We start from the raw sequence: 25,872 nt of genomic DNA on the forward strand, positions 1-25,872 counted from the left end.
TCTTTAAGTTTGACCGAATTGCGCGGAAAGTCCATCTAAATAGACATTTGATTATGTCCAAAATATCAGACTCATCCTTCACAACACTGTCATGGCGGACCCGTTTGGTGCTCCGCCGCAACCGGATTTTGGGAAGTTTGAAATTCCAAAACTGGGCCGCGAAAGTGCCGGTTTTCCGCATGGTTGCACGGCGTAAAGCAGCAGGTCAGTTCGATCTGATCGCAGGGTTTGTCTACTCCCAGATTACTTATGTGTTCGTCCAATCGGATCTGATTGGTTTTCTCGCCTCTCGCCCGCGTAACTTTTCAGAGATTGTTGATTTTCTTGGCCTTTCACCGGCTGCAACCGAGCGCATTGTGAAAGCTGGCGCGGCTTTGAAGCTGTCCGAGTCGCCTCAGGATGACGTGTGGACTTTGGGGGAGGTTGGGGCGGCTATGGCTGTCAATGACGGGGTGATGGCGATGATCCGTCATCACGCATTGCTCTATCGTGACCTGGTTGATCCGCTTGCATTGATGTCGCAGCAAGGCGGCGTGAATAGTGAACTGTCTGCGTTTTGGACCTATGCCTCGGATACACCAGACAGTGCAGAGGCGGCTGCACCCTATTCGGATCTTATGCGCGCAACCCAGCCGATGGTGTGGCAGCAGATACTCGGTCGATATCCGTTTTCCCGTCACCAGAAAATACTCGATATCGGGGGCGGTTCCGGCGCGTTTGCCGAAGCCGTCGGTACGTCTGCCCCCAATGTGCAACTGGGCGTGTTCGATCTGCCCGGTGTAGCGCCGCTGGCGCGCGACCGGTTTGCGGGTTCCCCTCTGCAGCCGCGGGTGCAGATACATAGCGGCAGTTTCCGCGAAGATGCTCTTCCGCGCGGGTACGATCTCATCACCTTGATCCGCGTGTTGCATGACCATGATGATGCTGCGGTGCAGGCCTTGCTTGCCAAGGTGTTCGAGTCGTTACCAACAACGGGCAGATTGCTGATTGTCGAACCGATGGCCGAGACGCGCGGTGCCGAAGGTATGGGCGATGCCTATTTTGGACTCTATTTGTGGGCAATGGGATCGGGCCGGCCAAGATCGTTCAAGGAGAACGCCAAAATGGCCAAAGAGGCCGGTTTTTCGTCTGTAAGAGAAATTTCGACCCCGCTTCCTCTGATCGCAAAAGCCCTCATTGCGATCAAGTGACTGGAAAAGTGTCCAGTTTAGTTGACAATCAAATCTGTTTGCGTAATTTAACACTCGCAAGGGTCTTCACTTCGCGAGACTCGGAAGGGATATTTTGCAGACACCGGCCATCATACTTGACGCACCGGGGCGGTTGGCGATGCGGGAAACCGCGCTCAACGCTATGGAAGCGGCGGATGTGCGGGTTGATATCCATTGGAGCGGCATCAGTACCGGGACCGAGAAATTGCTTTGGACCGGCAAAATGCCCAGTTTCCCCGGGATGGGCTATCCTCTGGTTCCCGGCTACGAGTCGGTCGGGCGGATTGTCGCTGCCGGGCCTCAAGCCAGCAGCCGGATTGGCGAATGGGTATTTGTACCTGGCGCCAATTGTTACCGTGATGCGCGCGGTCTGTTTGGCGGCTCTGCCAAAACCGTCATTCTTCCATCGGTACGGACATTGCCGGTTTCAGAAAGTCTGGGGCAAGACGGTATCCTGTATGCGCTTGCCGCAACGGCGCTCCACGCGATTGCGCATGGCGACTCGCCAGAACTGATTGTCGGCCACGGTGTGCTGGGGCGTTTGATGGCCCGCCTGACGGTTGCAGCAGGCGCCAAACCGCCGGTCGTATGGGATACGAATGCCAGCCGCCGGGTCGGGGCGCAGGGTTATTCGGTCATTCATCCCGATGATGATGATCGCCGCGATTACGCCAATATTTATGATGTCAGCGGTGATGCCGGTTCAATCGAGAGCTTGATTGCCCGCCTGGCCAAGGGCGGCGAACTGGTTCTGGCAGGTTTCTATAACCAGCCGATCAGCTTTGCATTCGCGCCAGCATTCCAGCGCGAGGCGCGTTTGCGGATCGCCGCAGAATGGCAGCCTGATGATCTTGCCTCAATCAATGCGCTGATTGAAACCGGCGCGCTCGATCTGTCGGGCCTGATTACGAATGTGGCGCCAGCCAATGATGCGGCCACCGCATATCCCACCGCCTTTGAAGATGCCGATTGCCTAAAAATGGTACTCGATTGGAGAGACGTCGCATGAGTGTACTGGATATCGAAACGCTTCGCCAGGAAGCAGCTCAGGAGCCCGCCCCTGTCCATACAGGTGAGGTGAAGTCCGAAACGCAAGTGATCGCGATTTACGGCAAAGGCGGTTCGGGCAAAAGTTTCGCTCTGTCCAATCTCAGCTATATGATGGCCCAGCAGGGCAAGCGTGTATTGCTGATCGGCTGCGATCCGAAATCGGACACCACCAGCCTGCTGTTTGGCGGCAAAAGCTGCCCAACCATTATCGAAACATCTTCAGCCAAGAAGCTGGCTGGCGAGGAAGTGACTATCGAAGACGTCTGCTTCCAGCGCGACGGTGTGTTTGCGATGGAACTTGGCGGCCCCGAAGTCGGGCGCGGTTGCGGTGGCCGGGGAATTATTCACGGTTTCGAATTGCTCGAAAAGCTGGGTTTCCACGAATGGGGCTTTGATTACGTCCTGCTTGATTTCCTCGGCGACGTTGTGTGCGGCGGCTTCGGCCTGCCAATCGCGCGCGATATGTGCCAGAAAGTGATCGTCGTCGGTTCGAACGACATGCAATCGCTCTATGTCGCAAACAATGTTTGCAAAGCGGTTGAATATTTTCGCAAAATGGGCGGCAATGTCGGTGTCGCCGGTATGATCATCAACAAGGATGACGGCACAGGTGAGGCCAAGGCGTTCGCCGATGCTGTCGATATTCCTGTTCTGACAGCCATTCCTGCCAATGAAGATATTCGCCGGAAATCTGCCAATTACCAGATCATTGGCACGCCCGGCGGCGAATGGGCCAGCCTGTTTGAGGAGCTGGCGATCAATGTCGCAGAAGCGCCTCCACAGCAGCCCAGGCCGCTGGAGCAAGACGGTTTGCTTGGTTTGTTCACGCCCGAAGAAACTGGCGGCAATGTTCAGCTCGTGCCGGCTACGCAGGCCGATATGCGCGGCGGAACCTACGAAGAAAAACCCTCCCTCGAAGTCGTGTATGACGAGGTTTGATGGATGACTGACGCTTTCGCCCCTGCTGCCAGAACGCCCAAACGCTCCCCGGACCGGATCGATCTCGCTCCGGCCGAAGGCGTCGGCGCTGCGCCGGTTACAGAAGGCTCAGGCTGTCACGGCGGCGCAGGCACCATGCGTGAAGCCGCGAAGAAGGCTGGCAAAAGCGACATTCTCGACCAGTATGAGAAAGATTATCCCGTCGGCCCGCATGACCAGCCGCAAAGCATGTGTCCAGCGTTCGGGTCTCTCCGCGTGGGCCTTCGTATGCGCCGCACTGCAACCATCCTGTCAGGCTCTGCTTGCTGCGTGTACGGTCTCACGTTTACCTCGCATTTCTATGGCGCCCGCCGCAGCGTTGGATATGTCCCATTCAGTTCCGAAACGCTGGTGACCGGCAAGCTGTTTGAAGACATCAAGGACGCTGTCGAGCAGATGGCGGACCCTGAAAAATACGATACGATTGTGGTCACCAATCTGTGCGTTCCCACCGCCAGCGGCGTTCCGCTGCGCCTGCTGCCCGATGCCATCAATGGCGTGCGAATTGTCGGTATTGATGTGCCTGGTTTCGGTATTCCGACACATGCCGAAGCGAAAGATGTGCTTGCTGGCGCGATGCTGAAATATGCCCGCGAAGAAGCCGAGCAAGGCCCGGTTGCCTCTCCTGAACGACGCAATGACAAGCCTTCGGTCACGCTGCTGGGTGAGATGTTCCCCGCTGATCCGGTCGGTATTGGTCAAATGCTGGCGCCGCTGGGTCTGGCGGCTGGCCCGGTTGTTCCGACACGCGAATGGCGCGAGCTTTACACCGCGCTTGATGGGGCGGTGATTGCGGCCATCCATCCTTTTTATACTGCCAGCATCCGTGAGTTTGAAGCGGCTGGCCGTACCGTGGTTGGCTCTGCGCCGGTCGGGCGCGATGGAACGGCTGCGTGGCTAAGAGCGATTGGCGAAGCTACCGGCGCAAGCGCAGAGCATATTGCCGCTGCGCAAAATGCCATGCTCCCTGCCATTGATGGCGCTTTGCTGGCCAAACCGATTAAGGGACGGATCACCGTTTCGGGCTATGAAGGGTCGGAATTGCTGGTTGCTCGCCTGCTGATCGAAAGCGGCGCTGATGTTCCCTATGTTGGCACCGCCTGCCCGCGAACCAAATGGTCCGATCCAGACCGCGACTGGCTGGAAGCCAAGGGCGTGCGCGTCAATTACCGCGCCAGCTTGGAAGAGGATATTGCGGCGGTGGACGAGTTCGGACCCGATCTGTCAATCGGCACCACACCGGTAGTCCAGCATGCCAAAGCCAAAGCCATTCCGGCGCTGTATTTCACCAATCTTATCTCGGCGCGTCCCTTGATGGGCCCGGCCGGTGCTGGAAGCCTTGCACAAGTCGTCAATGCGGCAATGGCCAATAAAGCCCGTTTTGACCGGATGAGCGAATTTTTTGAAGGTGTCGGCGAGGGGTATACGAGCGGTATCTGGAACGAGACACCGGTCGACCGGCCAAAGTTCAAGAAGAAATACGCCGCGCAAAATGCGATGGCTGCCAAAGCGGCAGAGGCGGTGGGCTCATGACTTTGATCCTCGATCATGACCGGGCCGGCGGTTATTGGGGCGCTGTCTACGCCTTTACTGCGATTAAGGGCTTGCAAGTCATTATTGATGGGCCGGTTGGGTGTGAAAATCTGCCGGTTACATCGGTGCTGCACTATACTGACGGTTTGCCGCCCCATGAATTGCCGATTGTTGTGACTGGCCTTGGCGAGGAGGAGCTGGGCAAAACGGGCACGGAAGGCGCAATGCGCCGTGCCTGGAATGCGCTCGATCCGGATATGCCTGCGGTTGTTGTGACCGGTTCGATAGCCGAGATGATCGGCGGCGGAGTGACCCCGGAAGGCACGAATATCAAGCGTTTCCTGCCTCGGACTATCGATGAAGACCAGTGGGAATCGGAAGACCGCGCATTGACCTGGCTATGGACCGAATTCGGCCCTAAAAAAATGCCGGGGCCGAAGGTTTTGGCAGACGGTGAAAAGCCTAAAGTCAATATTATCGGACCGTCCTACGGGATGTTCAACATGCCGTCTGATGTGGCGGAAATTCGCCGGTTGATCGAGGGTATTGGCGCTGAGGTGAATATGGAGTTCCCGTTGGGGAGCCATCTTGCCGATATCCGCCAGCTGGCCAATGCATCGGTCAATGTGTGCATGTACCGCGAATTTGGCCGTAATCTGTGCGAGAAACTGGAACGGCCATATCTGCAGGCGCCCGTCGGGCTCGATTCCACCACCAAATTTCTGCGCCAATTGGGGGCATTGACTGGCCTTGATCCAGAGCCGTTCATTACCAAAGAAAAGCACACCACCATTAAGCCGCTTTGGGATTTGTGGCGGTCAGTTACGCAGGATTTCTTCGGCACTGCCAATTTCGGCATTGTCGCTAACGAGACCTATGCCCGCGGCATACGCAATTTTCTTGAAAATGACATGGGTTTGCCCTGTTCATTCTCATTCAACCGCAGCGCCGGTGTGAAGCCGGATAATCAGGCGGTCCGTGAGGCGATTTTCGATAACCCGCCGATGGTGATGTTCGGCAGCTATAATGAACGGCTGTACATGGCGGAGGCAGGAAGCCGGGGAATATATATTCCGGCATCATTCCCCGGCGCAGCCATCCGCCGCCATACCGGTACGCCTTACATGGGATACTCCGGAGCGACCTATCTGGTGCAGGAAGTATGCAATGCGCTGTTTGATGCGCTGTTCCATATCCTGCCGCTATCCACCCAGATGGACGCTGGCGATACGGCGACGCCGACCAAAATCGATGCGCCGATCGAATGGGACATAGCCGCAAAAGACAAGTTGGACGCAATCGTCGAGGCTCAGCCGGTTCTGGTACGAATATCCGCGGCCAAAAACTTGCGCGATGCGGCAGAGCGCGATGCGCGCTTTGCGGGCGAAAGCCGTGTCACTGCCGACCGTTTGGCAGCGACCCTGTTAAAAGGGGCGAACGCATGATCGCCCCAAGAAACGTGTCTGGCACCTGCCGGGCATCTGCATCCTGCGCGGCATACTCCGCCGCATGGGCAATACTCGTGGGAGACGCCCCAGGCGGCTTGCATGGGGCTAACTTGGAGATGGAAGTATGAGTGAAGATAACGACCGCTTCGGTCCCGGGGCATATCTGACCCCAGAAGAGGCCAAGGAGTTCCATAAGATTTTTATGATGAGCTTCATTGGCTTCACAATTGTCGCGATCATCGCGCACGTATTGGTGTGGATGTGGCGCCCCTGGTTCCCGGGTGTGAACGGCTACGCCGCTTTGGATGATGGTATCCGCATGGCACAGGCCACGCTGATGCCGCTATTGGGATAGGAGAGAGACTATGTGGAGAATTTGGTTAATATTTGATCCGCGCCGGACGCTGGTCGCACTGGCGATCTTCCTGTTCGTACTTGCGCTGCTGATTCACTTCATTTTGTTGAGCACTGATCGCTTCAACTGGATTGAAGGCCCTGGCGCAGCTGAGGTTGCAGCAGTCGCGATTGAACAGACAGAACGCCTAACTTGATCCTGGCCCCATAGGAAGGTGCGGTGTTTCGTCGCCGCACCTCCCACCAGGCCGATCACTACTTTTACGAGCGCACCCTATTCCGGGTGACGAGAATGAGCGCGCAGGGGGAATACCATGTCGCTATTGAGTTTCGAGAGAAAATACCGGGTCAGAGGTGGCACTTTGATTGGCGGCGACCTGTTCGATTTTTGGATCGGGCCGTTTTACGTCGGGTTCTTTGGAGTGGTCACCGCAATTTCGGCGATACTCGGGACAGCACTGATATTCTATGCGGCTTCGCAAGGGACCACATGGAACCCCTGGCTAATCTCCATCAATCCGCCGGATATTTCCTATGGTCTTGGCTTTGCCCCGCTGAATGAAGGCGGGTTTTGGCAGATCATCACGATCTGCGCGACCATCGCCTTTATCTCTTGGGCACTGCGAGAAGTAGAGATCTGCCGCAAGCTGGGCATGGGATACCATGTTCCCGTCGCTTTCGGCGTGGCAATTTTTGCCTATCTCACGCTGGTGGTATTCCGCCCGCTAGCAATGGGTGCCTGGGGGCACGCATTTCCTTATGGCATATTCAGTCACTTGGATTGGGTGTCCAATACCGGCTATGCCTATGTTAATTTTCATTACAATCCAGCGCATATGATCGCGGTTACATTCTTCTTTGTGACCACATTTGCATTGGCGTTGCACGGGGCCTTGATCCTGTCGGCCGTGAACCCACGCAAGGGCGAAACGGTTAAAACGCCTGAATATGAAGATACGTTTTTCCGTGACTTCATCGGCTATTCCGTCGGCACCATCGGCATTCACCGGCTCGGCCTGTTTCTTGCGCTGAATGCAGGATTTTGGAGCGCCGTGTGCATCTTTATCGCCGGACCATTATGGGCCGAAGGCTGGCCCGAATGGTGGGAATGGTGGCGCAACATGCCGATCTGGTCGTGAGGGGAAATAGATAATGGCACGCTATCAAAACATATTCACGCAGGTGCAGCTCGCACATGCGCCCGAAATGGGCATACCGCTTTCCGATCTGGAGCAGGGTGAGCGGACACGGTCGGCCACGTTCAGCTATCTGATGGGAACATTCGGTCAGGCGCAGATTGGGCCAATTTATCTTGGCTGGCTGGGGCTTGCCTCGATATTGTTCGGATTTCTCGCGATTGAGATTATCGGTCTTAATATGCTGGCATCGGTTGACTGGAATCCGATCGAGTTCATGCGTCAATTCTTCTGGCTGTCGCTCGACCCGCCAGGGCCGGAATACGGCTTTTCGCCATTCGTCCCGTTGAATGAAGGCGGCTGGTGGATTTTGGCGGGGTTTTTCCTGACAACGTCAATCCTATTATGGTGGGTGCGGACCTATCGCCGCGCTATCGCGCTGGGTATGGGCACGCATGTCGCCTGGGCTTTTGCCAGCGCGATCTGGCTCTATCTGGTGCTTGGTTTCATTCGCCCGTTTTTTATGGGCTCCTGGTCAGAGGCGGTGCCGTTCGGTATCTTCTCTCACCTCGAATGGACGAACAATTTCTCGCTGCTTTACGGAAATCTGTTCTACAATCCGTTCCACGCCCTTTCGATCGTCTTTCTGTATGGCTCGGCTCTGCTGTTTGCGATGCACGGCGCGACAATTCTTGCCGTGGGGCGATATGGCGGTGAACGCGAGCTTGAGCAGATTACCGACCGGGGCACAGCATCAGAACGCGCGGCGTTGTTCTGGCGCTGGACTATGGGGTTCAATGCGACGATGGAATCGATCCACCGTTGGGCATGGTGGTTCGCCGTGTTGTGTACGTTCACCGGCGGCATCGGTATTTTGCTGACCGGGACAGTGGTCGACAATTGGTACCTTTGGGCAATTGAACACCATTACGCGCCGGAATATTGACGCCGCGCTGCGGCTTGCAACAAAAGCCCGGTCAAATGGCCGGGCTTTTTTGCTTGCAGCCTTGGTGGGATTTGCCCTTGCGATGAAAGCTCTGGTGGCTGCCCGCACGACGCGCGTTTCCTGAAAACAACAATCGCTGCGGTGATCGCCATGGATTTCATTCATCTGGCAGGGCCAATCTATCCGCCGTGCATAGAATGAAAGATGCATAACATTGGGCGGGCTGTTCGGCGCTGCTCTACCGGCGCTGCGGTGCTCGCCACGGAGCCATTCCGCGCCGCGAGAGGTCATAAAGATGAACGGGGAACGCTGCCGCCAAAGGGAACGCAATATACGGCCAGGACAAGCCAGTGAGGGCGGACCGCAAAGCAATCATCATCAATATGGCGGGAAGGAGCGCCGCCACTATATCGGCCCACTTGCAGCGCCGTATTTTCAGCCAGACAGCTTCCGCTAACAATACTGCAAAAACGACATCAACCGCGCGGCCGCTGGTGAAGAACTCCTCCACCGGTCCGCGCTCAGCCAAACGGCCCGTTGAGCTGAACAACTTGATAATTTAGCGTCCCGGCGATGGTCACCCAAATCAGATAGGGCAGCAATAGCAACGATGAAATCCTGGAGAAACGCCCGCAAAACAGCATCAATACAGCAATCGATAACCACAGCATTATCAGTTCATAAAACGCCCAATCGGGGCGCTGCATGCGGAAGAATAGAAAGCTCCAAGCAAGATTGAGAAAACCGTTTAAGGCAAACATACCCAGCATGATTTCTGCATCACGGCGTGTGGGCGCTTTTTCCCAGCCAAAGAACCCAGCAACCGCGATCAGCGCAAAAACACAAGTCCAGATCACTCCAAACATATAGCCAGGCGGTGCCCAGCTTGGTTGCTGAAGGGCATAATACCATTCATCCAATACAGTGATGGTACCGCCAACCGCCGCGGTAGCGAGCGCCAGTATGGCGGCAATCGCAATCGGAAAAAGGGATGCCCGGTTCATATATTTACAGGTTTCAATCCAAATAAGTGGGCCAGATCTTTGAAGAATATCTTCAGATGGGCTTTGGGTTCCCGTTTGACCAGTTCCTTGTTCATATAAGCGTCCCAGGTCAAGCGTTGGACATCGGGATCATCGCACATTTGGACAAAGCGTTCGCGGCGCTTGTCGCTGCTGTACCAGAAATATTGCATGACTCCCAAAATCCAGAATACGCGGCCATGCGCTTTCATAAAGGCTTTGCGGGCACCTTTCAGTGCGTTGGGATTGCCCGTGGAGAGGAACTCGTCAACCGCGTTGGCGCTCATTCGGCCAGCGGCCATTGCATAGTAAATGCCTTCGCCAGATGATGGTGCAACCACGCCAGCGGCATCGCCTGCGACCAATACGTTTTTGCCGTTATCCCACCGTTTAAGCGGTTTCAACGGTATGGGTGCGCCTTCCTTGCGCACGGTTTCCCATTTCGAAAAACCGGTCTGTTCACGCATCAACCGCGTCGTTTCGCGCAGAGGGAAGCCCTTATTCGCACTGCCAAGGCCGATGCTGGCTGTTTTGCCATGCGGAAATACCCAGGCGTAGAAATCTGGCGATAAATGCCCCTGATAATACACGTCGCACCGGTCGGGTTGATAGTCCGCATCGACATTGTGTGGAACCTTGACGATCTCATGATAGGCGAAAACGCATTTCACGTTCTGCCCATTGGGAATGCACTGCTGCGCAACGCGCGAGCGTGCCCCGTCCGCGCCGATGACACAGCGCGCCGTTACTGTGGTGAGTTTGCCATGCCGGTCCGCGCGGTAGCTGATTACGGCCATGCCATCGGCGCGATTGAGCACGTCTTCGCATGACCCGGTCATTCGGGTTACGCCGTTTTCTTCAGCGCGATTGCGCAACCATTCATCGAAAACGTCACGGTCGACCATGCCGACATATCCGTCACCGCACGGCATATTTACGGTTTTGTTAGACGGCGCGATGATCCGTGCTGAATTGGCATGCGCCACCAGCAGCGATTGGGGAATATCGAAATCCTTCAGCAGGCGAGGGGGCACGGCACCGCCGCAGGGTTTAATCCGCCCCGCCTTGTCGAGCAGCATGACTTTGTGGCCCTGCATGACAAGGTCGTGGGCAGCGGTTGCGCCCGACGGGCCTCCACCAACGACGACCACATCATAATCCGCAGCGCCCTGCGCCGGTAGTTCTGCCGGTATACGCGTCTGCACTGTCATAATGCCATACTCTCTTCCTTGCCGGCCGGGCGGATCAAAGTGGTGCCGGTTGCGACCATAGCTGCGGCGAGGAACAACAGTGCCTCCATCAAAAAGACGACCTGGAAAGCGGCTGCATCTTGCCCGGTAAAAGCGCGCAACTGGTCCACCAGGACGGCGCCTGTCAGCCCGCCCAGTCCAAATGCAATGGCCTGTGATGCGCCCCACACACCCATTCGTGCACCTTCGCCGGATGTTTTACCGTTACTGGCCAGGCCAAGCATTGCCCCCACTGCGGCTACTGCAAAAATGCCGTTGGAAACGCCCAATCCAAACACATTGGCCGTCAGCGGCCAGTCGCCCCCGCGCGTCGCGCCGGCGGACAAACCGCCCAGCATAATCGCTGAACCAAGGCATCCGATCACGATCCATAATTTCAGATCTTGACCGTAGCGTTTGCTGTACAGGCTGCCCCCGGCACCAGCGATCGGCATCCCGGCAAGAATGCCGCTATGCTGTAGACTCGATAATTGGGTGGATTCGCCCGGCGTCATTGCAAAAAGGAAACCTGCAAAGGGTTCCATAATCAGATCCTGCATCGAATATGCGAGCATCGACACGAACACGAAAAAAGTGAACCGGCGGGCTTCCTTGTCCTGCCAGATTTCGCGAAGAGCATCTTGGAAACTTTGCGCCTCCGCCTTCGCAATGGGCACGGCTGCTGGCTGCGTCGTCGCTTCAAGATCGTACAAGCCCGCCATAGCAATGCAGAACGCGACAAGAACGACAATACTGCACACTATGGCGAGCCTCGCTTCGCCAAATGGATCAAGAAATGCGCCCGACAGCCCGGCCGCAATTACGATACCGGCAATCATCATTGTCCAACTGATCGCAGCGGCGGCCGGTTTACGGTCAGCACAGACGCGTGATGCCAGCAGTGCAAGCAACGCCGTGCCTGACATCCCGACACCGAAACCGATCATTGTAAAGCTGACAATCGCCAGAACGGTGCCCCAGAAACCCGATGCAGCGATCATAATCGTCGCGTCGACCGCGAGTACGGAACCGAAAGCCAACAGGCTCATCCCGCAGACTATCCACGGTGTCCTGCGCCGTGATTGATCTGATGTGTGGCCCCATAAGGGGCGCGTAATCTGAACGGCGTAATGCCACGCCACCAGTGCCGCCGGGATGGCCGCAGCCACAGAATATTCCACCACCATAACCCGGTTGAGCAAAGATGTGGCGAGCATCACCATCGCGCCAATACCGGCCTGGACACTGCCCAGCCGGATAATGCCGAACCAGCCGATGCCAAGCGGTTCAGAACCGGAAGAAACGTGCGATGTCATATATATCCCCCAAGGCCCAATGCGGCAGCGAGCATGCCCAGGACGTATAGCAAGACACCTGTGGCGTTATACCACGGTGCATAGCTGCACGGATCGCGGACAAGCCGGACCATGCACGCCAGTTGTGCGGCCAGCAATAATGATACGATCGCTGCGGACATGGCGAATTGCTGTATAATCAGCAGCGCAATCACCGCGATTTGTGACAGCGCCATCACCGCGCACGCGGTCAGCGCCGCCCCGCGCACGCCAAGGATCACCGGCAGCGATCTCAGCCCCGTGGCCGCATCGCCTTTGACAGCCTTAAAATCGTTAAGTGTCATAATGCCATGCGCGCCGAGGCTGTAAAGCAGCAGCACAGCGATGATATTGGTGTTGGGCATGGCGTCCAGCATAACCGCTGCGCCGGTAAACCATGAAAGGCCTTCATAGCTTAACGCGCATGCTGCCGGACCCCACCAGCCATTGCGCTTGAGCCGCAAAGGGTGCGCGCTGTAAGCCCAGCCAAAGAACAAGGCGACGCAGGTTGCCAGAAACACCCACACCCCCAGCATGGCGCCAACGACAAGCGAGATAGCGGTGCCAGTCAGTGCAATCCAAACGCCCCAACGGCCCGGTATACGCCCAGAAGGGATGGGCCGGCGCGGTTCATTGATGGCATCAACATGGCGGTCACACCAGTCATTGATAACCTGGCTGGTTCCGCACACGATCGGCCCGGTCAGCACAATGCCCGCCAGCAAAAATGCCCAGTTCTGGGTAAGCGACGCTCCGGAAGACACCACACCGCACATGAAGGCCCACATTGGCGGGAACCATGTGACAGGTTTGGTCAGTTCGGCGATATCCCTCAGCGCCGGAATGCGGATCGAAGGATGGGATAAAGTCGAGTCTGACATCACGCGATGCTATGCCTGATAACGCGGTGTGTCAAACTTTTTGGACAGTTAAAATGTCCAGTTGAAGCCTTGTTGGCAATCAGTCTTTTTCAGGCAAATTCCCAAGACCGTGGCGATGTAATTTTGAATAGAGACTCTGGCGGCTCAGCCCCAGAATTTCAGCAGCCGACGCGCGGTTGTCAGACGTGTGGATCAAGGCGGCTTCAATGCACATCCGCTCGATCAAATCGGTACTTTCCCGGACAATTTCTTTCAACGTCTTGCGCCCGACCAGCTCCGTCAGTTGATCAACCGAACGCAATTCTGTGTTGGCGTTTGGCAAATCGCGTTCGCGGCGTCCAATGGTCCGGACTGAATAGCCAAATAACGGCTCGTCGCGTTCGATCATGATCGCTGAGATCTCGACCGGCTCCTCGCTCCCGCCCAGATCATTGACGACAGAACTGAAATTGCGGACGTTCTGGTAATCTTTCAACTGCTTGCGCAGCAGGTTCAGATCAATATTGGGCCGGCCGATAAATCGGTTCAGCGATACGCCAATCAATTGCTCCAACGAACCCGCCTGAACCAGTTCGGCAAAGGCGCGATTGGCGACGACGATTTCCTGATTATCGTTGGTCAAGACGAAAGCATCGGGCATTTTCTCGACCGCATCCAGGATATACCGGTCCGACGGATTGCTGGGAATGTTATGTTCGCCATCATCGAGATTGATCAGCCAAAACTGCTTTCCCGATTGGCGGAAAGCCGACATCGCCAAGCGTACGGAAACATCCTGCCGGGCAAGCCGCACTTCAACCGGCTCGAAACTATTGCTGACCGAGGCGGCACCAATATGGGCGAGCAGCCGGTCACGCGAATCTGCATGAACCAATTGCGTCAATTTTGTTCCGTCAAGACTGCCGGGAACGGCCTTCATCAGGCCGTGCAAAGAGCGATTTGCCTGCTGGAGCTGCAGATTTGCCGCATCGACAATCATGACCGGATAGGAAATATTATCAAACAGCAGACGGTAGCGCGTTTCGGTCTGGCGCAAATTAAGATAATCGCGTTCCATCGATTGCTGGGTTTTTAGCAATTTCTGCTGAAGCATCGATATCGCCCGCAAATCGCGCCCGACCGCAATCGTCCACGAGCCGTTTTTTGGCTTTATTGCCCGGTATTGTATCGGGATGTCATCACCATCACTGCGATGGTTGACCTGCCGCCACGCAGTGTTGCGATTTTCGCCTTCAGCAAGCATCTGCTCGATCTTGGCCACGCTTTCGACCGTGACCGTCTCAGCCCATTTTTTCCCGATCCACTGATTGGCAAGTTGATAGTCTTTGCCGTTGATGGCGACATCACGAATAATATTGCTCTCGTCAATTGCGAGCATGAAATCGCCCGCGCAATATGCCAGCTCAATAAAGTCCTGCGTCGTAAAACCGGCAAACATCGTTTCGCTATCGCTAAACGCGATCCGCTCGCTGCCGGTTGTATGAATGTCCATCGTGCCAGGTCCAGCCTATGCCAGAAGAGCAGACGAGGCCGCTTTGGCTGCGACAAATTCATTCGCCATAAGTACCGCGTTTTGCGCATCCGCAGCGGTTCCATCGGCGCCGCACTCGTCAGCTATATGCGGATTTTCGTTGACGAAACGTCCGCCGATCATGACACAAATTCCTGGATTGCTGGAAACTGACCTGATCGTGTGGATCAAATCGCTAAGGACGCCGCTAGGGCAATCATTGCTCAGGGTCAATCCGATCATGTCATAATGCCGGTTGGCAAATTTCCCGGTGAGTTCGGACTGGGTAGGCTCCATTAAAACGTCGGTATCCCATCCGGCACGCTGGAAGCATTCGGCCACCATCAGCGTACCCAGACTATGCTGTTCACCTGGCATGGTCGAAAATAGCGCAGAGCGTTGCGGGATGCCCGAACTGATGGGCGGAGGTACCCGCAAGGCCAATTCCCGAAGAATTTCCTGTATGCGCCATAGGCCCATAGTAACGTCAACGAAATCGCCGGTATCCTTTTCCCAATATTCGCCAAGCCGCCGGGCAGCGGGCGCCAGCAGGTCGATATATATGGCCTCGACCGAGCTGCCAGTGGCGAGGCAATTGTCGACGAAATCAAGCAGTGTACTCGCTTCGGAACAGGTCGTCATCGACGTGAACGTTTCGACATCGTCAACGGTGATCGGACGTTTGCGATTTGTGCCGACAGTTTCGGCTAGACCACGCTCGCTGACCCGATTGGCCGGATTATCCCGGTCTGCCATTAATTTCGGGATGACTAGATTCTCAAGTAGAACCGACAGATCGAACGCGCCTTGCGAATCCTCGACGATACTGCAGATGTGCGGCTCCGCATGGCTGTTGGGCGGTTGGAGGCTGGAGGATGATTTAAGGCCAGCCGTCAGATCGACATCCGCCAGGTATTCCGTACCGCGCACGCCATCTTTGCGCCCGGTGCGCCAGTTGTGAAATTTGGATCGAAGTTCCGACATTCCGAAATTCGTGGCCATAGTCAGACTCTCCCAACGAAGTCTGTTCGGCGTAACATAACGCCAACGCGCTGAAGATTTTCATGACGCGCGACTCGGATGCTAAGCCAAATCAAGGACTTTGGCAATTCGCAGTGTCAAAAACATTAGATGTCCAAAAAACTTGACACTTTGATCTGACAGGGCGTAGTTTCGACTTCGAGCAGAGGTGGGAGAAAATACACTGTCCTCACAGGCATCAAAAGCATCGGTGCAAATGTCCGGTAAGCCCGCACAGAACGGGGCATTGCGTGCGTTATATACTCCGGCCCAGCGCAAGCGCCGTGACGAATCGGTTTGGACGCTGGTGCAAGGGATATTGGCCCCGATCCAGTTCCTGATTTTCTGTGTCAGCCTGGTTCTGGTGATCCGATTCCTGACCAGCGGTAAAGGCGAAGCGGCAGCGCACATTTCGATCCTGATGAAAACTCTGACGCTTTACACCATCATGATAACCGGCTCCATCTGGGAGAAGGTGGTGTTTGATGCATGGCTGTTTGCCAAACCATTTTTCTGGGAAGATGTGTTCAGCATGGCCGTATTGGCTTTGCACACGGCTTATCTGTTGATGCTGTTCAATGGCTGGGGCACCGCGCATCAGCAGATGTTCGTCGCGCTGGCCGCTTACGCAACCTATGTGATTAATGCCGGGCAGTTTGTGTGGAAGCTGCGAATGGCGCGCTTGCAAGGACATACGCCGATGGTGGCGGCATGAACGCGCCGGCGGTTTTGCAGACTTCTGGCTCGGGGGCTTTTGGCGGTGGTGATTGCGCGCCGGTGCTAAAAGAGCGCGGCCAGCGCGAGGTGTTTTGCGGGCTGACAGGTATCATCTGGCTCCACCGGAAAATGCAGGATGCGTTTTTCCTTGTCGTTGGATCGCGGACCTGTGCACATCTCATCCAGTCTGCTGCGGGCGTGATGATTTTTGCCGAACCGCGTTTCGCGACAGCGATTATGGAAGAGCGCGATCTGGCCGGATTGGCCGATGCGAATGAAGAGCTCGACCGGATCGTCAACCAATTGCTTGCGCGCCGTCCTGAAATCAAATCGCTGTTTCTGGTGGGAAGCTGTCCATCCGAAGTGATCAAGCTGGATCTGGCCAAAGCGGCGCAGCGTCTGGGGGCGAAACATGCCCCGCAGGTGCGCGTGCTGAATTATTCGGGCAGCGGCATCGAAACAACCTTCACGGAAGGTGAGGATGCTTGCCTTGAGGCGCTTGTTCCCGAAATGCCGGTGCTGGCGGATAACGCTCCTGCTAATTTGATCATAGTCGGTTCGCTGCCCGATATTGTCGAGGATCAGTTCAAGCGCCTGTTTGCTGAAATCGGCATCCAGAATGTCGCCAGTCTGCCAGAGCGCGCAGTGGCTGATTTGCCGGGTGTTGGCCCAAATACACGGTTCCTGCTCGCCCAGCCATTCCTGAATGACGCGGCGCATCTGCTGACCAAGCGGGGTGCGAGACGGATCGACGCACTGTTCCCGTTTGGCGTGGAGGGAACCAGCAATTGGCTGCATGCTGCGGCGGCGGCCTTCGGTATTGACGCAGCACATGTCGACAGGGTGATTGCACCCTATCAAGACCGCGCCCGCACAGCATTGGCACACCAGCGTGACCGGCTGGCAGGCAGAACTATATTTTTCATGCCGGATTCGCAGCTGGAAGTGCCGCTTGCACGTTTTCTGGCTAATGAATTGGGGATGATTCCGATTGAGGTTGGTACACCCTATCTGCACCGGGGCAATCTGGCGCAGGAACTCGCCGCACTGCCTGACGGCGTGCAAATAAGCGAAGGGCAGGATGTAGAAAAACAGCTCGACCGGGTGCGCGCAGCGACGCCTGATTTGACTGTGTGCGGGCTTGGTCTCGCCAATCCGCTTGAGGCTGAAGGCCTTTCGACCAAATGGGCGATTGAGCTGGTATTCTCCCCGATCCACGGTTTTGATCAAGCGGGTGATCTGGCCGAGTTATTCGCCCGTCCGCTGCGCCGCCGCGACGTGTTGCAGGTTTAAGGGAGGGGAGCGAGAGCATGCAACTTTCCGTATGGACATATGAAGGCCCGCCCCATGTTGGCGCTATGCGGGTTGCAACGGGTATGAAGGGTATTCATTATCTGCTGCATTCGCCGCAGGGTGATACCTATGCCGATCTGCTGTTTACCATGATCGAGCGCCGCGATCAGCGCCCACCAGTTACCTACACGACTTTCCAAGCGCGCGATCTGGGCAAAGACACCTCGCAGCTGTTCCAGGATGCGGCGCGGGATGCGATCAAACGGTTCACGCCTGACGCGATGCTGGTGGGTGCATCCTGCACCGCAGAACTGATCCAGGATGATCCGGCGGGTCTGGTTGAGAAAATGGGCTTGCCGATCCCAGTAATTCCGCTGGAATTGCCGAGCTATCAGCGCAAAGAGCATTGGGGCGCGGCGGAGACGTTCTACCAGATCGTCCGCACACTGTCTGACCGAAGCCGCAAGGCGAACAACCCCGCTAGCCGCCGCCCGCTTGCAAATCTGCTGGGACCAACCGCACTGGGTTTCCGCCACCGCGATGATATTATCGAGGTGACCGGCCTGCTTGCCAAGCTCGGCATTGATGTGAATGTCGTTGCTCCGCTGGGGGCGAACGCCGCTGACATCGCCAAATTGGGCGAGGCCGACTTCAATATCGTCATGTACCCCGAAACCGGCGATCTCGCGGCGGAGTATCTCAAGCGCGAATTCGGCCAGCAAGCGATCCGTACCGTGCCCATCGGTGTCGGCGCAACGCAGGATTTTATCCGCGAGGTTGCCGAAATGGCGGGCGTCGATGCAGGGCCTCTATTGGCGGAAGGCCAGTCGCGCCTGTCCTGGTGGAGCCGCTCGGTCGATTCCAATTATCTTACAGGAAAGCGGGTTTTCATTTTCGGTGATGGCACGCACGCAGTCGCTGCGGCGCGCGTTGCAGCCGATGAAATGGGTTTCAAAGTCGTCGGGCTGGGCTGTTACAACCGCGAATATGCACGCGAGGTGCGGGTCGCTGCCAAGAAATACGGTGTAGAACCACTGATCACGGACGATCATCTTGCGGTCGAACGGGCCATACAGGATGCGCAGCCTGAGCTTGTTCTGGGCACTCAGATGGAGCGTCATATTGCCAAGCGGTTTGGCATTGGTTGCTCCGTCATTGCCTCGCCAGTGCATGTGCAGGATTTTCCCGCGCGCTATTCGCCGCATATGGGATTTGAAGGGGCCAATGTGCTGTTTGACGAGTGGGTCCATCCGCTGGTGATGGGGCTGGAGGAGCACTTGCTTACCATGTTCCGCGATGATTTTGAATTTAATGACGGCGCGGTGCCCTCGCATCTTGGCCCGGGCCACTCAGTCCCTTCACAGGAACAGAGTGCCGCGCCTGCCAATGATGCGGACGCCGTGTGGAGCGACGATGCTCAGCGCGAGCTTAAAAAGATCCCCTTCTTCGTTCGCGGTAAGGCGCGCAAGAACACGGAAGCCTTCGCAGCCCAGCAGGGCGTCGCGACGATCGAGCTGGCCACTTTGTACGAGGCGAAAGCGCATTATGCACGGTAGTCTGCCCCCGTCAGTGCGCGTGGTGATTATCACGCTCGACAATCACCTGGCCGGTGCGGTGGAGCGCGCCAATGTGCAGCTGGCCAAGGATAATGTCAGCGCGGCTTTGTATGCTGCGTCTGATTGGGACCGTGATCCGGCAGTGCTGGAGCGTGCGATAGAGGATATTGCTCAGGCCAACGTCATTATCGCAACTATGCTGTTCCTTGAGGATCATGTCCGCGCAATCCGGCCCGCATTGCTGGCGCGCCGCGATGAGTGTGACGCGATTGTCGGCCTGATGTCACAAAGCGATATTGTGAAACTGACCCGGCTGGGCAATTACAGCATGGACAAGCCGGCAAAGGGCCCGCTGGCGCTGCTGAAAAAATTGCGCGGATCGAAAAAGCCGGGTGGAAGTTCGGGCGCGGGGCAGATGCGGATGCTGCGGCGCCTGCCCAAGATTTTGAAATTCGTGCCCGGCGCAGCGCAGGATGTGCGCCAATATTTCCTGACGATGCAATATTGGCTCGCCGGGTCTGACGATAACGTCGTGGATATGATCCGCGGTCTGATTGACCGGTATGCCGCGGGCGAGCGCGCCAGCCTGCACGGCAATATGGCCGCCCAGCCGCCGCGCGAATACCCTGAAGTCGGCGTCTACCATCCTGCGATGAATGGCCTGATGGCACAGGAAGCATCGGCGCTGCCCAAAACGCCCAGGCGCGCAGCAACCGCAGGAACCGTTGGTGTTCTGATGCTGCGGTCCTATCTTCTTGGTCGCGATACGGGCCATTATGATGGCATGATTGCAGCACTGGAAGCCAAGGGAATGAAAGTCATTCCTGCTTTCGCAAGCGGTCTCGATGCGCGCCCGGCGATTGACAAGTTCTTTATCAAAGACGGTCAAAGCATCGTCGATAGCGTGATCAATCTGACCGGTTTTTCGCTGGTCGGTGGCCCGGCTTACAATGATGTTGATGCGGCGGTTGATACGCTGACGGATCTCAATGTCCCGTACATCGCGGCGCATCCAATCGAATTCCAGTCTTTGGAACAATGGGGCGCAAGCAAGCAAGGTTTGCTTCCGCTTGAAACCACCATGATGCTGGCTATTCCTGAACTTGACGGCGCAACCCTCCCCAGCGTGTTTGGCGGAAGGGCCGACGGTTCGCCGCAGGGCTGCACGGGTTGCGCAAGGAATTGCCATTTCGAAGCATCTGACAGCGGTGCATCAAGCAGTGTCCGCGCCATGCGATGCTGCCCCGAGCGCGCGGAAGCGTTGGCAAGCAAAGTATCTGAAATGGTCGCCCTGCGCCGGGCAGAGAAGGCTGCGCGCAAACTGGCAATAGTCTTGTTTAACTTCCCGCCCAATGCAGGCGCGACCGGAACGGCTGCGCATCTTGCGGTGTTTGAATCGCTCCATGCCACATTGCAGCGCCTGCAAAGCGAAGGCTACGCGGTCGAGGCTCCGGCGACAGTCGATGAATTGCGCGATGCGATCCTGCACGGCAATGCCGAACGCTTTGGCGCCGATGCCAATGCGGCGGAGCGGATCAGTGCCGATGATCACGTGCGCGGTGAGCCCTATCTAAAAGAAATCGAAGCGCAATGGGGTCCTGCCCCTGGACGCCAGCAAAGCGATGGCCAGAGTATTCATGTCTATGGCGCGCATTTCGGCAGTGTGTTTGTCGGTGTGCAGCCAGCATTCGGCTATGAAGGCGATCCAATGCGGCTGCTGTTTGAAGGCGGCTTCACGCCCACTCATGCGTTTTCTGCCTTCTATCGCTATATACGTGAAGGGTTTGGTGCGGATGCTTGCCTCCATTTCGGTACGCATGGCGCGCTGGAATTTATGCCGGGCAAGCAAGCGGGGATGAGCGGCGATTGCTGGCCAGAGCGGCTGATTGGCGATCTGCCCAATTTCTACCTCTACGCCTCCAATAACCCGTCCGAGGGTATCATTGCCAAGCGCCGCAGCGGTGCGACATTGGTCAGCTATTTGACGCCGCCTTTGACAGAGGCAGGCCTGACCAAAGGCTTCGGTGAGTTGAAAGCGTTGTTGGAACGCCACCGGACAAGCGATCCCGCCGATGCAGAACGGGCCGAGCTGGAAATCATGATGCGCGATCACTGCGCAAAGCTGGATATTGAAGTTGGCGATCCGGAGACGCTGGCTGGCCGCATCTATGAAATTGAGCGCGCGCTTATTCCGCATGGCTTGCATGTGCTGGGCGGTGCGATGTCGGCCGCAGAGCGCAGCGATCTTGTCGATGCGATGATGGCGGCAACACCATCTCTTGAGCGTGCTGATATAGAGGCCAGGATCGATGCGAATGACGAGCTGGGCGCATTGATGCATGCGCTGGACGGTCACTATGTCGCCCCAGCGCCGGGCGGTGACATTCTGCACAATCCGGACGTTCTGCCAACCGGGCGCAACCTGCACGGTTTCGATCCCTTCCGTATCCCCAGCCAGTTTGCCTGCAAGCAAGGCGCGGCGCAGGCCGATCAACTGATCGCGCGCCACATGAAGGCAGGCGATCCGATGCCCCAGAGCATTGCGATGGTCCTGTGGGGCACGGATAATCTCAAAAGCGAAGGCGCACAGATTGCGCAGGCAATGGCTCTGCTCGGTGCGCGGCCACGGTTCGATGATTACGGACGGCTCGCAGGTGCGGAGTTGATCGCACTGGAGGAATTGGGCCGGCCGCGCATTGATGTGGTGGTGACTTTGTCAGGCATATTCCGTGACTTGCTGCCGCTGCAAACGCGGATGATCGCAGAGGCGACATGGCTCGCGACGATGGCGGACGAAGCTGCGGAGCAGAATTTCGTGCGCAAACACAGTCTGGCCCATGCAGCGAAACATGACTGCGACCTTGAAACCGCATCCTTACGTGTCTTCTCGAACGCGCAGGGGTCTTACGGTGCCAACGTCAATATGATGATTGATGGCGGGACATGGGATGACCCCGAAGAGCTCGCTGATATGTTCGAAACGCATAAAGGCTATGCCTATGGCCGCAGCGGCAAACCGGTACAGCACCGCGCCTTGCTTGAAAGCGAGCTGGCGCAAGTGGACCTGACCTATCAAAATCTGGAATCGGTCGAGCTGGGCGTCACCGATATTGACCATTATGTCGATGGCCTGGGCGGCATGAGCCGGGCCGTGGAAAAGGCGCGCGGCGCGTCGGTGCCGGTCTATGTGGTCGATGCGACGCAAGGCGATACCAAAGTGCGCACCCTGGGCGAACAGATCGATCTTGAAACCCGCACCCGGATGCTCAATCCGAAATGGTATGAAGGCATGCTGAAACATGGTTTCGAAGGGGTTCGCCATATTGAAGGCCATGTGACCAATACGATGGGCTGGTCGGCAACGACTGGGTCGGTATCGCCGTGGGTCTATCAGAAAATCAGCGAAACATTTGTACTTGATGATGCCATGCGCATGCGGCTGTCAGAACTTAACCCCAAATCATCGGCCCGCGTTGCTGAGCGTCTGCTCGAAGCGACCGAGCGCGATTTGTGGACCCCTGATGCAGAAACACTGGCTGCCCTCAAAGCAGCAAGCAACGATCTGGAGGACCGGCTGGAAGGCCTGGTTCCTGCAGAATGAGGAGTACCGGAATATGACTCTACTCGATGGCGCTGATACTCCACCAGACGGTGAAGGGAGCGTTCAAGTCGCGCTCGATCCGCAAGACGAAATCAAGGGCGCGAAAGTTTTTGCGGTATATGGCAAAGGCGGGATCGGTAAATCGACAACCTCGTCAAACCTTTCGGCGGCGTTCTCCAAGCTGGGCCACCGCGTGCTCCAGATTGGGTGTGACCCGAAACATGACAGCACTTTCACGCTCACCAAGAAAATGATGCCGACGGTGATCGACGTTTTGGAGGAGGTGGACTTCCACTCCGAAGAGCTGCGCGTCGAAGACTTTATGTTTGAAGGCTATAACGGCGTGATGTGTGTAGAGGCTGGCGGACCGCCTGCGGGTACCGGCTGCGGCGGTTATGTGGTGGGCCAGACGGTCAAATTGCTTAAGCAGCACCATTTGCTGGAAGATACCGATATCGTGATCTTTGACGTGCTGGGTGATGTCGTTTGCGGAGGCTTTGCCGCGCCGCTGCAACATGCGGATAATGCGATTGTGGTTGCGGCAAATGACTTTGACAGCATCTTTGCGATGAACCGCATCGTCGCGGCCATCAATGCAAAAGCCAAGAATTACAATGTGAAGCTGGCCGGCGTGGTGGCGAACCGTTCTGCAGAAACGGACGAGATTGACCGGTTTGCCAATGCGACCGGTATGAAACGGCTGGCACATTTCAAGGATTTGGACGCCATCCGCCGCTCTCGTCTCAAGAAATGTACCTTGTTTGAAATGGACGACACCCCCGAGGTCGAAGCTGCGCGCGCCGAATATATCAATCTGGCCAAGACGCTGCTTGAAGGCTGTGATCCGCCAACCGCAACACCGATGAAAGACCGCGATATCTTTGATTTTCTGGGTTTCGAATGATGGAGCAAAGCCTGTCATCGCATAGCTACTCAGAAAGCCGTAGCCGCCTCGAAGAATATTTCGACAGGACCGCGCGCAAGGCCTGGGAAGATCTAACGTCTGATGTACCGGTCAGCGGTGTGCGCGCAACGGTGCGGGCAGGGCGTGACGAAATGCGCAATGTGCTGCTGTCAACCTTGCCCGCCGATATGCACGGTATGCGTTTGCTGGATGCGGGCTGCGGGACGGGAGCTTTGGCAATCGCAGCGGCAGAGCGCGGCGCAGATGTGGTCGCGATTGATGTGTCACAAGGTCTAATCGATGTCGCCGCACAGCGCGCACCAAAGAACGTTTCGATCGATTGGCGCGTTGGTGACATGGGTGACCGTGCACTGGGTATTTTCGATCATATCGTCGCAATGGATTCGCTGATCCATTATGACCAGCATGACGTTGTGGCGGTGCTTGATGCATGGTCCAGCCGCTCTAACCAGATGGCGTTCACTTTCGCGCCAGGCACGGCTCTGCTGCGGACGATGCATATGGCGGGCAAATTGTTTCCGCGCAGCAACCGTTCGCCAGCGATCAAGCCGATTTCAGAGGACACTCTGTCGCATGCAATCCGGTTGTCCATGCCGGGGTGGGACATCGATTTCACCAAGCGTGTTTCGAGCGGTTTCTATAAATCGCAAGCCATGCGGATGAGCCGCAAATGAGCCGGCGGCCGTCATCGGTGAACTTTTGGCAGAGCGTTGGTGCACGCTTCCTGCCATTTGCGGATGCGGCCAGCAACACTTTGCCATTGGCGCGCATTCTGCGCCTTGCCCTGTTCCAAGTCAGCGTCGGTATTGCGGCGGTTCTGTTGAACGGTACGCTGAACCGGGTGATGATCGTTGAGCTGGAAACGCCGGCATGGGTCGTTGCCTTGATGATCGCCATTCCGCTGCTGATTGCGCCTTTCCGTGCGTTGATCGGTTATCGCAGTGATACGCATATATCCGTGCTGGGTTGGCGGCGAGTGCCCTATATCTGGTTCGGCACAATGGCGCAGTTTGGCGGCCTGGCGATTATGCCATTCGCGCTGGTTTTATTGACGCGGCCCGACACATTTCCGGTTGGGCTGGGCGCATGCTGCCTGTCCTTCCTGCTGACCGGAGCGGGCATGCATGTCACGCAAACCGCTGGTCTTGCGCTGGCAACCGATATCGCGGCAGAGGATAAGCGGCCCAGTGTGGTCGCATTGCTGTATGTCATGCTCCTCGCCGGAATGATGCTGGCCGCTTTTACCATCGGCAATCTGCTGGCAGATTTCAGCACGACGCGGCTGGTTCAAGTGATTCAGGGCGCAGCGGCGCTGACAATAATCCTGAATATTGCAGCCCTGTGGAAACAGGAAGCACGCCATACGGCACTGATCACAGCAGACATTGTCAATCCGGGCTTTTTCACGATGTGGGCGTCTTTTACTGGCCAACCCAATGCCAAACGTTTGCTGTTGGCGATCGGCGTCGGCGCGATGGCTTTTGCGATGCAGGATGCTTTGCTTGAACCCTATGGCGGGGAAATTCTGGGCCTGTCGGTTGGATCGACCACCAGCCTTACCGGTGCATGGGCGCTTGGCGCGCTGATTGCATTCGCTTTCTGTGCAAAGCGGTTGCCCGGTGGTTCTGACCCCTTGCGGCTTGCCGGATTTGGTGTGGTGGCGGGCGTTGTGGCCTTTTTGATTACGTTATTTGCAGGCCCCTTGGCCATGCCGCCCATGCTGTTTGCCGGTGCGGCTGCGATTGGTTTTGGCACCGGTTTATTCTCGGTTGGAACGATGATTGCGGCGATGAGCCTGGCGCAAGACGGATCAGCAGGCATGGCGTTGGGGGCATGGGGTGCAGTCCAAGCCAGTGCGGCTGGTCTGGGCATTGCGCTGGGCGGCTTGATCCGTGACGGCATGACCCAGATTGCGATGAGCAGCGCGATGGGAACCACATTGGCTGATCGCGGAACCGGCTATAGCGCGGTGTATACGTTGGAAGTGGTGCTGCTGCTCATCACGCTACTGGTGCTGGGTCCGATTGTCGGACAGGCAATTGGTTTCAACCAAAGTAAAAGCAGCGCAGCCCGCCGAGGGCTCGAATTGCAGGAATTCCCGACGTGATGGTGCGATCGCGGCAGGGCT

22 protein-coding genes are annotated in these 25,872 nt (G+C 56.7%); 16 read left to right on the forward strand and 6 right to left on the reverse strand.

Going from position 1 to position 25,872, the window contains the following annotated elements; translation table 11 throughout:
- The first annotated feature begins 53 nt into the window (after positions 1-53).
- The 9 genes from WA922_RS07225 (at position 54) to pufM (ending at position 8,656) form a co-directional block, all read left to right on the forward strand.
- The gene (locus WA922_RS07225) at positions 54-1,190 is read left to right on the forward strand and encodes a methyltransferase (RefSeq protein ID WP_424771021.1); all 1,137 of its coding nucleotides are present in this window, start codon (positions 54-56) and stop codon (positions 1,188-1,190) included.
- A 94-nt stretch (positions 1,191-1,284) separates the two neighbouring features.
- Positions 1,285-2,220 carry a chlorophyll synthesis pathway protein BchC gene (bchC, locus tag WA922_RS07230; RefSeq protein ID WP_424771022.1) on the forward strand — a complete coding sequence of 312 codons (936 nt, stop codon included), beginning with the start codon at positions 1,285-1,287 and terminating at the stop codon, positions 2,218-2,220.
- Positions 2,217-3,200, forward strand: a complete 984-nt coding sequence (locus WA922_RS07235; RefSeq protein WP_424771023.1) for a chlorophyllide a reductase iron protein subunit X — start codon at positions 2,217-2,219, stop codon at positions 3,198-3,200. Before bchC ends, WA922_RS07235 begins: the two co-directional genes overlap by 4 nt.
- A 3-nt stretch (positions 3,201-3,203) precedes the next feature.
- Positions 3,204-4,772: a chlorophyllide a reductase subunit Y gene (bchY, locus tag WA922_RS07240; RefSeq protein ID WP_424771024.1), complete on the forward strand. Its 1,569-nt coding sequence runs from the start codon at positions 3,204-3,206 to the stop codon at positions 4,770-4,772.
- On the forward strand, positions 4,769-6,217 hold the full coding sequence (gene bchZ, locus WA922_RS07245; protein WP_424771025.1) for a chlorophyllide a reductase subunit Z: 1,449 nt from the start codon (positions 4,769-4,771) through the stop codon (positions 6,215-6,217). Before bchY ends, bchZ begins: the two co-directional genes overlap by 4 nt.
- A gap of 127 nt (positions 6,218-6,344) precedes the next feature.
- Entirely contained in the window at positions 6,345-6,575 is a 231-nt protein-coding gene (gene pufB / locus WA922_RS07250; RefSeq protein WP_424771026.1) for a light-harvesting antenna LH1, beta subunit, read from the forward strand.
- Positions 6,576-6,585: 10 nt separating this feature from the next.
- A complete protein-coding gene (gene pufA, locus WA922_RS07255) occupies positions 6,586-6,771 on the forward strand; it encodes a light-harvesting antenna LH1, alpha subunit (RefSeq protein ID WP_424771027.1) in 186 nt (61 codons plus the stop codon).
- 117 nt (positions 6,772-6,888) lie between these two features.
- Positions 6,889-7,713 carry a photosynthetic reaction center subunit L gene (gene pufL, locus WA922_RS07260; RefSeq protein WP_424771028.1) on the forward strand — a complete coding sequence of 275 codons (825 nt, stop codon included), beginning with the start codon at positions 6,889-6,891 and terminating at the stop codon, positions 7,711-7,713.
- A gap of 13 nt (positions 7,714-7,726) precedes the next feature.
- Complete coding sequence (gene pufM, locus WA922_RS07265; RefSeq protein WP_424771029.1) at positions 7,727-8,656, forward strand: photosynthetic reaction center subunit M; 930 nt, start codon at positions 7,727-7,729, stop codon at positions 8,654-8,656.
- A gap of 521 nt (positions 8,657-9,177) precedes the next feature.
- On the opposite strand, the gene WA922_RS07270 is transcribed toward pufM, so the two are convergent.
- The 6 genes from WA922_RS07270 to WA922_RS07295 form a co-directional block, all read right to left on the reverse strand.
- On the reverse strand, positions 9,178-9,660 hold the full coding sequence (locus WA922_RS07270) for a TspO/MBR family protein (RefSeq protein WP_424771030.1): 483 nt from the start codon (positions 9,658-9,660) through the stop codon (positions 9,178-9,180).
- Complete coding sequence (locus tag WA922_RS07275) at positions 9,657-10,889, reverse strand: geranylgeranyl diphosphate reductase (RefSeq protein WP_424771031.1); 1,233 nt, start codon at positions 10,887-10,889, stop codon at positions 9,657-9,659. The genes WA922_RS07270 and WA922_RS07275 overlap by 4 nt, the downstream gene beginning before the upstream one ends.
- Positions 10,886-12,223, reverse strand: coding sequence for a BCD family MFS transporter (locus tag WA922_RS07280; protein WP_424771032.1), 1,338 nt, complete (start codon positions 12,221-12,223; stop codon positions 10,886-10,888). Before WA922_RS07280 ends, WA922_RS07275 begins: the two co-directional genes overlap by 4 nt.
- Entirely contained in the window at positions 12,220-13,122 is a 903-nt protein-coding gene (gene chlG / locus WA922_RS07285; protein ID WP_424771033.1) for a chlorophyll synthase ChlG, read from the reverse strand. Before chlG ends, WA922_RS07280 begins: the two co-directional genes overlap by 4 nt.
- A gap of 79 nt (positions 13,123-13,201) precedes the next feature.
- Positions 13,202-14,614 (reverse strand): transcriptional regulator PpsR, encoded by a 1,413-nt coding sequence (gene ppsR / locus WA922_RS07290; RefSeq protein ID WP_424771034.1) that lies wholly within the window; start codon positions 14,612-14,614, stop codon positions 13,202-13,204.
- Between the two features lie 15 nt (positions 14,615-14,629).
- Positions 14,630-15,634, reverse strand: a complete 1,005-nt coding sequence (locus WA922_RS07295; protein ID WP_424771035.1) for a cobalamin B12-binding domain-containing protein — start codon at positions 15,632-15,634, stop codon at positions 14,630-14,632.
- 235 nt (positions 15,635-15,869) lie between these two features.
- Between WA922_RS07295 and bchF the strand changes: the two genes are divergently transcribed.
- From bchF to WA922_RS07330, 7 genes are read left to right on the forward strand one after another with little or no spacing between them, the layout of a single operon-like run.
- Positions 15,870-16,367 carry a 2-vinyl bacteriochlorophyllide hydratase gene (gene bchF, locus WA922_RS07300; protein WP_424771036.1) on the forward strand — a complete coding sequence of 166 codons (498 nt, stop codon included), beginning with the start codon at positions 15,870-15,872 and terminating at the stop codon, positions 16,365-16,367.
- Positions 16,364-17,662 (forward strand): ferredoxin:protochlorophyllide reductase (ATP-dependent) subunit N, encoded by a 1,299-nt coding sequence (locus WA922_RS07305; RefSeq protein ID WP_424771037.1) that lies wholly within the window; start codon positions 16,364-16,366, stop codon positions 17,660-17,662. The genes bchF and WA922_RS07305 overlap by 4 nt, the downstream gene beginning before the upstream one ends.
- A gap of 17 nt (positions 17,663-17,679) precedes the next feature.
- Complete coding sequence (gene bchB / locus WA922_RS07310; RefSeq protein ID WP_424771038.1) at positions 17,680-19,218, forward strand: ferredoxin:protochlorophyllide reductase (ATP-dependent) subunit B; 1,539 nt, start codon at positions 17,680-17,682, stop codon at positions 19,216-19,218.
- Positions 19,208-22,819 carry a magnesium chelatase subunit H gene (locus WA922_RS07315; RefSeq protein WP_424771039.1) on the forward strand — a complete coding sequence of 1,204 codons (3,612 nt, stop codon included), beginning with the start codon at positions 19,208-19,210 and terminating at the stop codon, positions 22,817-22,819. The genes bchB and WA922_RS07315 overlap by 11 nt, the downstream gene beginning before the upstream one ends.
- A gap of 13 nt (positions 22,820-22,832) precedes the next feature.
- Entirely contained in the window at positions 22,833-23,723 is an 891-nt protein-coding gene (bchL, locus tag WA922_RS07320; protein WP_424771040.1) for a ferredoxin:protochlorophyllide reductase (ATP-dependent) iron-sulfur ATP-binding protein, read from the forward strand.
- Positions 23,720-24,418: a magnesium protoporphyrin IX methyltransferase gene (bchM, locus tag WA922_RS07325; protein WP_424771041.1), complete on the forward strand. Its 699-nt coding sequence runs from the start codon at positions 23,720-23,722 to the stop codon at positions 24,416-24,418. The genes bchL and bchM overlap by 4 nt, the downstream gene beginning before the upstream one ends.
- Positions 24,415-25,851 (forward strand): BCD family MFS transporter, encoded by a 1,437-nt coding sequence (locus tag WA922_RS07330; RefSeq protein ID WP_424771042.1) that lies wholly within the window; start codon positions 24,415-24,417, stop codon positions 25,849-25,851. The genes bchM and WA922_RS07330 overlap by 4 nt, the downstream gene beginning before the upstream one ends.
- The last annotated feature ends 21 nt before the right edge of the window (positions 25,852-25,872 follow it).

The organism is Pontixanthobacter sp. (genome assembly GCF_049682855.1).
Classification (GTDB): domain Bacteria; phylum Pseudomonadota; class Alphaproteobacteria; order Sphingomonadales; family Sphingomonadaceae; genus Pontixanthobacter.